General features: G+C 40.4%; 7 protein-coding genes and 1 pseudogene. 2 read left to right on the top strand and 6 right to left on the bottom strand.

The features are described from left to right. The 6 genes and pseudogenes from A3EO_RS13960 to yihI all read right to left on the bottom strand — a co-directional run. A partial coding sequence (locus tag A3EO_RS13960) for a transposase-like zinc-binding domain-containing protein (RefSeq protein WP_457911896.1) occupies positions 1-218 on the bottom strand: 218 nt, incomplete at its 3' end. A 100-nt stretch (positions 219-318) separates the two neighbouring features. Then, a pseudogene (locus tag A3EO_RS12640) lies at positions 319-531 on the bottom strand (DUF167 family protein); the annotation flags it as partial. Then, entirely contained in the window at positions 531-1,088 is a 558-nt protein-coding gene (locus A3EO_RS0104180) for a YggT family protein (protein WP_018346140.1), read from the bottom strand. The gene A3EO_RS0104180 and the pseudogene A3EO_RS12640, both read right to left, overlap by 1 nt. A gap of 15 nt (positions 1,089-1,103) precedes the next feature. Beyond that, positions 1,104-2,471, bottom strand: coding sequence for an oxygen-independent coproporphyrinogen III oxidase (gene hemN / locus A3EO_RS0104175; protein WP_018346139.1), 1,368 nt, complete (start codon positions 2,469-2,471; stop codon positions 1,104-1,106). Positions 2,472-2,493: 22 nt separating this feature from the next. Next, on the bottom strand, positions 2,494-2,928 hold the full coding sequence (locus tag A3EO_RS0104170; RefSeq protein ID WP_013745314.1) for a DUF2489 domain-containing protein: 435 nt from the start codon (positions 2,926-2,928) through the stop codon (positions 2,494-2,496). 6 nt (positions 2,929-2,934) lie between these two features. Then, positions 2,935-3,501 carry a Der GTPase-activating protein YihI gene (yihI, locus tag A3EO_RS0104165; protein WP_018346138.1) on the bottom strand — a complete coding sequence of 189 codons (567 nt, stop codon included), beginning with the start codon at positions 3,499-3,501 and terminating at the stop codon, positions 2,935-2,937. Between the two features lie 119 nt (positions 3,502-3,620). Between yihI and A3EO_RS0104160 the strand changes: the two genes are divergently transcribed. Together A3EO_RS0104160 and gyrB are read left to right on the top strand one after the other, a co-directional pair. Then, positions 3,621-4,112, top strand: coding sequence for a SadB/YajI family lipoprotein (locus A3EO_RS0104160; RefSeq protein WP_018346137.1), 492 nt, complete (start codon positions 3,621-3,623; stop codon positions 4,110-4,112). A 111-nt stretch (positions 4,113-4,223) separates the two neighbouring features. Beyond that, positions 4,224-6,644 carry a DNA topoisomerase (ATP-hydrolyzing) subunit B gene (gene gyrB / locus A3EO_RS0104155; protein WP_018346136.1) on the top strand — a complete coding sequence of 807 codons (2,421 nt, stop codon included), beginning with the start codon at positions 4,224-4,226 and terminating at the stop codon, positions 6,642-6,644. Positions 6,645-6,667 lie beyond the last annotated feature (23 nt).

Genomic DNA, 6,667 nt, shown 5'->3' with positions numbered 1-6,667 from the left:
GGGGGATTTAATAATGTTTTAGACGCTTTTTCTAAATATCTTCGTATAGTTCGTGGAGAGCAATGATATTTATCAGCTAACTGCTGTTGAGTCTGTTTACCAATAGTATAATTAAGCCAGATTTGTTCCGGATTTAATTTAGGTTTGAAGGTAAATGTTTTATTACAGCTGGGGCATTTATAACGTTGAAGATTATTTTGTTTGCCATACTTCTGAATTGAGGTGTTATGGCAGAAAGGGCAGTTTTTTATTCATATTTCAAAAAGAGGGCTTAAAGCCTTGTACTATAAGGCTTTAAGCCTATTTTTATCAACTATTTTGTCCTATATGCCATTCAATTTGTGTTTTGGCGACTTTAAATTGTTTGCTAAGAAATTTAAGCAGATGAGCGTTAGCTTTGCCATCAATAGGCGGTGCGGTAATAGTGATTTTTAATTCATCACCATATAAGCCGACAATTTGATCCTTTCCGGCTTTGGGCTGCAGGATAATGTTTAACAACAGCCCATTTTCAGTACGATTGACTGCCATTACGCAATCATCCAAAGTTGACCAAAGAGATCAAGCAATACGTTATTGAGTAGAATCAGGATAATCCCTAATACCATTACTGAAAAATCAAGCATTCCGGTGCGTGGTAAAATACGGCGGATCGGTGCCAGCAACGGTTCACTGATTTGATATAACACATAATCTAACGGATTACCGCCACGACTGAACCAACTCAAAATAGCACGTAAAAATATCGCCCAAAAGATGATTTCACCCCACGCTTTAACAACAGAAAGCACGCCTAATAACAGCACATAAGGCAATTCTAATGAAAGATGGCCGGAAACCACAAAATAGAGCAAAGGCAATTTGATTGCACCTAGCATAAACGCAAGCAAAACTGCAGCAAAATCAATGCCATATTTCATTGGCACGATTTTACGTAACGGCAACAACACCGGTTGTGTCAATTTTACTAATGTTTGCGACAACGGATTGTAGAAATCAACTTTGCAATATTGCAACCAGACTTTTGCGACTAAAATAAAAATATAGACGCCGATAACGGTTTGAATGATAAATTGTAAAGTATTCATCCGGATTCCTTTTCATTAAATAATACGTGAAAACTGCTGACGTTTTGCCTGTTGGCGAGAGTAAGTATCAAAACACATACAGATGTTGCGAATTAACAGACGCCCTTTTGATGAAACGGTAATGCCTTCATCATCAATGCTAAGTAATCCGTCTTCGACTAAAGGGGCAAGCAATGCCAAATCTTCAGCGAAATGCTGCTTAAAGTTGATTTGATATTGTTGCTCGATAACCGCAAATTTCAATTTGAAGTTGCAGATTAAGGCTTTAATGACATCACGGCGTAAACAGTCTTCACGTGTCATCACTAAGCCTTTATTTAATGCGATACCGCGAGTTTCAATGTCGGCATAGTAACTTTTCAGTTCTTTTTGGTTTTGTGCATAAGTGTCGCCTAAAAGACTGATTGCAGACACGCCCATTCCCAACAAATCGCACTCTTCCTGAGTGGTGTAGCCTTGGAAATTACGATGCAAAACGCCATTTGCCTGCGCAATAGCCAATTCATCATCCGGTTTGGCAAAGTGATCCATTCCGATAAATTTGTAACCGGAGCTGGTTAAAAATTCGATGGTATTTTGCAGTATAGATAATTTTGTTTCCGGTGAAGGCAACATTTCCTGTTTAATTTTGCGTTGACCGGCAAAACGTGTCGGTAAATGTGCGTAATTGAAAACACTTAAGCGATCAGGATTTAATTCAAGCACTTTCTGCAAGGTAAACATAAAGCTGTCTAATGTTTGCAACGGCAAACCGTAAATCAAATCAAGATTGGTGGATTGAAAGCCCAACTCACGAGCGTGATGCATTAAGTCAAAAATAAACTGTTCATCCTGTTCTCGATTGATTGCTTTCTGAACCTCTTTATTAAAATCCTGCACGCCCATACTGATGCGATTGAAACCGATTTTACGCAGATGATCCAACATCGAAAGCTCAATTTCACGTGGATCCATTTCGATACTGATTTCCGCATTTTCACTAATTGTGAAATGGCTACGTAACATAGACATTAAACGGTCAGACTGCTCTTCCGTCAAATAGGTCGGTGTACCGCCGCCCCAGTGAATTTGGGTAACGGTACGTTTTGAGAATAACGCTGAACGGGTGCGGATCTCTTTTTCCAAGTAGTCCAAATAAATATCCGCTTTATGTTGATGCCGTGTAATGACTTTATTACACGCACAGAAATAACAGAGCTTATGACAGAAAGGAATATGCACATATAATGATAACGGCCGTGTCGGATAACGTTCCGCCGCCATAATAAAATCATCATTGTTATAAACTTCATTAAATTCCAATGCTGTCGGATATGAAGTATAACGCGGTCCTGATTGGTTATATTTCCGAATCAGATTATGATCCCATAAAATTTCTGACATAATAAATACCCACTAATTATGATTATTTAAGACCCTCAAGTAATTGAGGCAACTCCAACTTGATTTGCTTTTCTAATTTTGCTTCTTTACTTTCTCTGGTGAGATCGAGCTTCCTTCTCTCTTTTTTATCCAATGCCTGACGTTCTTCCTTAATCGGCATATCTCTAACGGTGAGGTAAAGCTCCTGCATCGCAGGGAAGGCATTCAGCTGAATTTTGCCATAGGCTTCCAACAACGGTTTTAAGCGTAACACACCTTCGGAATGATTGCATTCATCACTCAACATTGCTTTGGCTATAATTTCGATACTTTCTAACAATCGATCCATTCGTTGTTGATAAGCCTGCTGTAATAAGCGTTTCTGCTTTTTGATGGCAAGCAGTAGCCAAATAAGATAACTTGCCATTGCAATGATAATGACACAGCCAACAATTAATAGTAATACTGAAATATTCATCGTAATTTATTTAAATTGGTTGATATTGATTTTTTCAAATTGATGGTAAAGATCCTGCTCATTGTCATCTTCCGGCTCAATACCTAATTCTGCCATTAATTCGTCAATACGATCTAAACATTGATCAACGAATTCTTGATCTTTCTTCGAAAGTTTTGCTCCCGCTTCGAGTTGATCAAGCAATTGATTCAGAATTTCGTTATTTTCCAACTCAAATAATTCCTGTTCGGCGGAACGCTCTTTTTTCGGACGAATGACAATCTCAATGGGTTCAACGGATCTGTTTTGTTGCTGATTCACTTCTTCCACAATTAATGGGATTTTTTTACGGCTGCCGACACGCGGATCTTTTTTGACATTCTCCATAATCATATCCGCTTTTTCAGCGTTAGCATAACGGCTGCCGGAAGGGCGACCTTTATGTTTTTTCTTACGTTTTTCTTCCCAAGCCTTGTTATCCAACTCATATCTTGTTGGTTTTTTGCCTTTTTTAGTGCTGGAAATATCGGTTTTATCCTGTTTACGTGCAGGCATTAAATCACTGATTTTTCTTGTTTTTTTCTGACGACTCATAATTAAAAGTTGTTATAAGGATGAATTAAGTTGCGATTATAACACTGAATTGTAAAATTTATCATCCGTTGCTTGAGGTATATTAGTGATTTATTGAATATCAAGGAAAACATAAGACAATGAAAAAATTATTTTTGATGACAGCGATTTTGTTGCTAGCGGCCTGTGCGCAGCAACATGAGGCAAAGCCGGTGATTGATCTGCCACAAGAGCAGCTGGTGAAAAGCACTTATGCACCGGTTTATCAGGCGACACAGCAGACTTATCAAGGACGAGTTAATCAGCATTTTAATGTTGATTCTTTTGCACACGGTGTTGTTGATTGGTTTAACGGCAAATATAAACAGCCGATTTCTGAGCTAAAACATCAGCTTTATGATCAGGGAAAAGGTTTTGACGGCTATATTTACGATTATTACAGCGGCATTATTTTTGCTGCCGATTTGCAAAACAATTTTCAACATTTAAATTGCTGGCAGCAGGTGGACATCCCGACACTGGAACAGGCAATTTATGATGCATTACGAGATATGAAAAATCAAACGGCTTCTCATAATCAAAGTTGGTTGGATCAAGCCAGCGAACAATTCGCACAGCAATGCCGCCGTTAAGGTATTGTTTCTTCCGAAAACAGGAGCATAAAATCGGTATGTTCTAGGATTTAAAGCCCTTTTCTGCTATAATTCAGCCTAATTTTTTGAATAAAACTAGAGATAATAATTATGTCAAATCAAACGTCAAATTCTTACGATTCATCAAGTATTAAAGTATTAAAAGGGCTTGATGCGGTGCGTAAACGTCCGGGTATGTATATCGGAGATACCGATGATGGTACAGGTTTGCACCATATGGTGTTCGAGGTCGTTGATAATGCGATTGATGAAGCTTTAGCCGGTTATTGTAAAGACATTGTGGTGACTATTCACGAAGACAATTCCGTATCCGTGCAGGATGATGGGCGAGGTATTCCGGTTGGTATTCACGAAGAAGAGGGCGTTTCTGCAGCGGAAGTGATTATGACCGTATTGCACGCCGGCGGTAAATTTGACGACAACTCTTATAAAGTTTCAGGCGGTTTGCACGGCGTGGGGGTGTCGGTGGTAAATGCACTTTCCGACAAGTTACAGCTCACCATTCGCCGAGAAGGACACGTTCACGAACAATTTTACCATCTAGGCGAACCGCAGGCACCGTTGGCAGTTATCGGTGAGAGTGATAAAACCGGAACTACTGTGCGTTTCTGGCCAAGTCCGTCTATTTTCAGCGACACAGAATTCCAATATGAGGTCTTATCTAAACGCTTGCGTGAGCTTTCATTTTTGAATTCAGGCGTATCTATTCGTTTAATTGATTTACGCACCAACCGTTCTGATCACTTTCATTATGAAGGTGGAATTCAAGCATTTGTGGAATATTTAAACAAAAATAAAAATCCGATTCATAGTAAACCTTTCTATCTTAATACCGAGAAGGATGGTATCGGTGTGGAAGTGGCGTTGCAGTGGAATGACGGTTTCCAAGAAAATTTATATTGTTTCACTAACAATATTCCTCAACGTGATGGTGGAACTCACTTAGCCGGTTTTCGTGCAGCGATGACCCGTACCCTTAATAACTATATGGAAAAAGAGGGGTATAACAAAAAATCGAAAGTGGCGATGGCAGGTGATGATGCGCGTGAAGGCTTGGTGGCGATTGTGTCCGTTAAAGTGCCGGATCCTAAATTTTCATCACAGACCAAAGATAAACTGGTTTCTTCCGAAGTGAAAAGTGTAGTGGAATCTGCAGTTGGTGAGCGTTTGCAAGAATATTTATTGGAAAATCCGAACGATGCCAAAATTATTGTCGGCAAAATTATTGATGCGGCTCGTGCAAGAGAAGCGGCACGTAAAGCCAGAGAGATGACTCGCCGTAAAGGCGCATTGGATTTAGGCGGTTTGCCGGGTAAATTGGCGGATTGTCAGGAACGTGATCCGGCATTGTCAGAACTCTACATTGTGGAAGGGGATTCCGCCGGCGGTTCTGCCAAACAGGGACGTAATCGTAAAAATCAGGCAATTTTGCCGTTAAAAGGAAAAATCTTAAATGTTGAAAAGGCTCGTTTTGACAGAATGCTCTCTTCCCAAGAAGTAGCGGCATTGATTACCGCATTGGGCTGTGGCATTGGGCGTGATGAGTATAATCCGGACAAATTGCGTTACCACAGCATTATTATTATGACCGATGCGGATGTGGACGGCTCACATATTCGTACCTTGTTATTAACTTTCTTCTATCGTCAAATGCCGGAGTTGATCGAACGTGGACACGTTTATATTGCTCAACCGCCACTTTACAAAGTGAAGAAAGGTAAACAGGAACAATATATTAAAGATGACGATGCAATGACCCAATATGAATTGGCGATTGCGTTGGACGGAGCGGCGTTATATGTCAATCCGACCGCACCGGCAATGCAAGGTTTGCCGTTGGAGAATTTGGTCGCAGAATATAACCGTGTAAATAAAATGATTAACCGAGTATCTCGCCGTTATCCGGCAGCAATTTTGCGCGAGTTGATTTATCAGGATGATTTAACACCGGCACTAATGCAGCAAGAGGAAGCCGTGAAAAGCTGGGTGGATGCATTAGTGGCAACCTTGACCCGCAAAGAACAGCACGGTACCCATTATTCTGCGAAAGTACAATACAATGCAGAACGTCATTTATATGAACCGGTGATCACTGTGCGCACTCACGGCATTGATACCGATCACGCCTTGGATTTCCATTTTATCGAAGGCAGTGAATATGCACTATTGTTGAAACTTGGCCATCAATTACGCAACCTACTTGAAGAGGGGGCTTATGTTACTCGTGGCGAACGCCGCTTGAATGTTAGCTCATTTGAACAAGCAATTGACTGGTTAGTGAAAGAGTCGCGTCGTGGCTTGTCCGTACAGCGTTATAAAGGATTGGGTGAAATGAATCCGGAACAGTTATGGGAAACCACAATGGATCCGGAAGCACGTCGTATGTTAAAAGTGTCCATTCGTGATGCAGTGGCAGCAGATCAAATCTTCACCACTTTAATGGGAGATGAAGTTGAACCGCGCCGTGATTTCATTGAAACCAATGCATTGCACGCGAATTTAGATATTTAATCGTGAACCACCATTAAAAATGC

It is taken from the genome of Gallibacterium anatis DSM 16844 = F 149 (genome assembly GCF_000379785.1).
Lineage (GTDB): Bacteria > Pseudomonadota > Gammaproteobacteria > Enterobacterales > Pasteurellaceae > Gallibacterium > Gallibacterium anatis.
The sequence above is the reverse complement of the archived record's forward strand: the minus strand, read 5'-3'. Positions and strand labels throughout refer to the sequence as shown.

What these genes read in the sequence shown, in the direction of transcription:
- A3EO_RS0104180 (WP_018346140.1), bottom strand. Translation starts at nt 1,088, where the DNA reads ATGAATACTTTACAATTTATCATTCAAACCGTTATCGGCGTCTATATT.
- hemN (WP_018346139.1), bottom strand. Translation starts at nt 2,471, where the DNA reads ATGTCAGAAATTTTATGGGATCATAATCTGATTCGGAAATATAACCAA.
- A3EO_RS0104170 (WP_013745314.1), bottom strand. Translation starts at nt 2,928, where the DNA reads ATGAATATTTCAGTATTACTATTAATTGTTGGCTGTGTCATTATCATT.
- yihI (WP_018346138.1), bottom strand. Translation starts at nt 3,501, where the DNA reads ATGAGTCGTCAGAAAAAAACAAGAAAAATCAGTGATTTAATGCCTGCA.
- A3EO_RS0104160 (WP_018346137.1), top strand. Translation starts at nt 3,621, where the DNA reads ATGAAAAAATTATTTTTGATGACAGCGATTTTGTTGCTAGCGGCCTGT.
- gyrB (WP_018346136.1), top strand. Translation starts at nt 4,224, where the DNA reads ATGTCAAATCAAACGTCAAATTCTTACGATTCATCAAGTATTAAAGTA.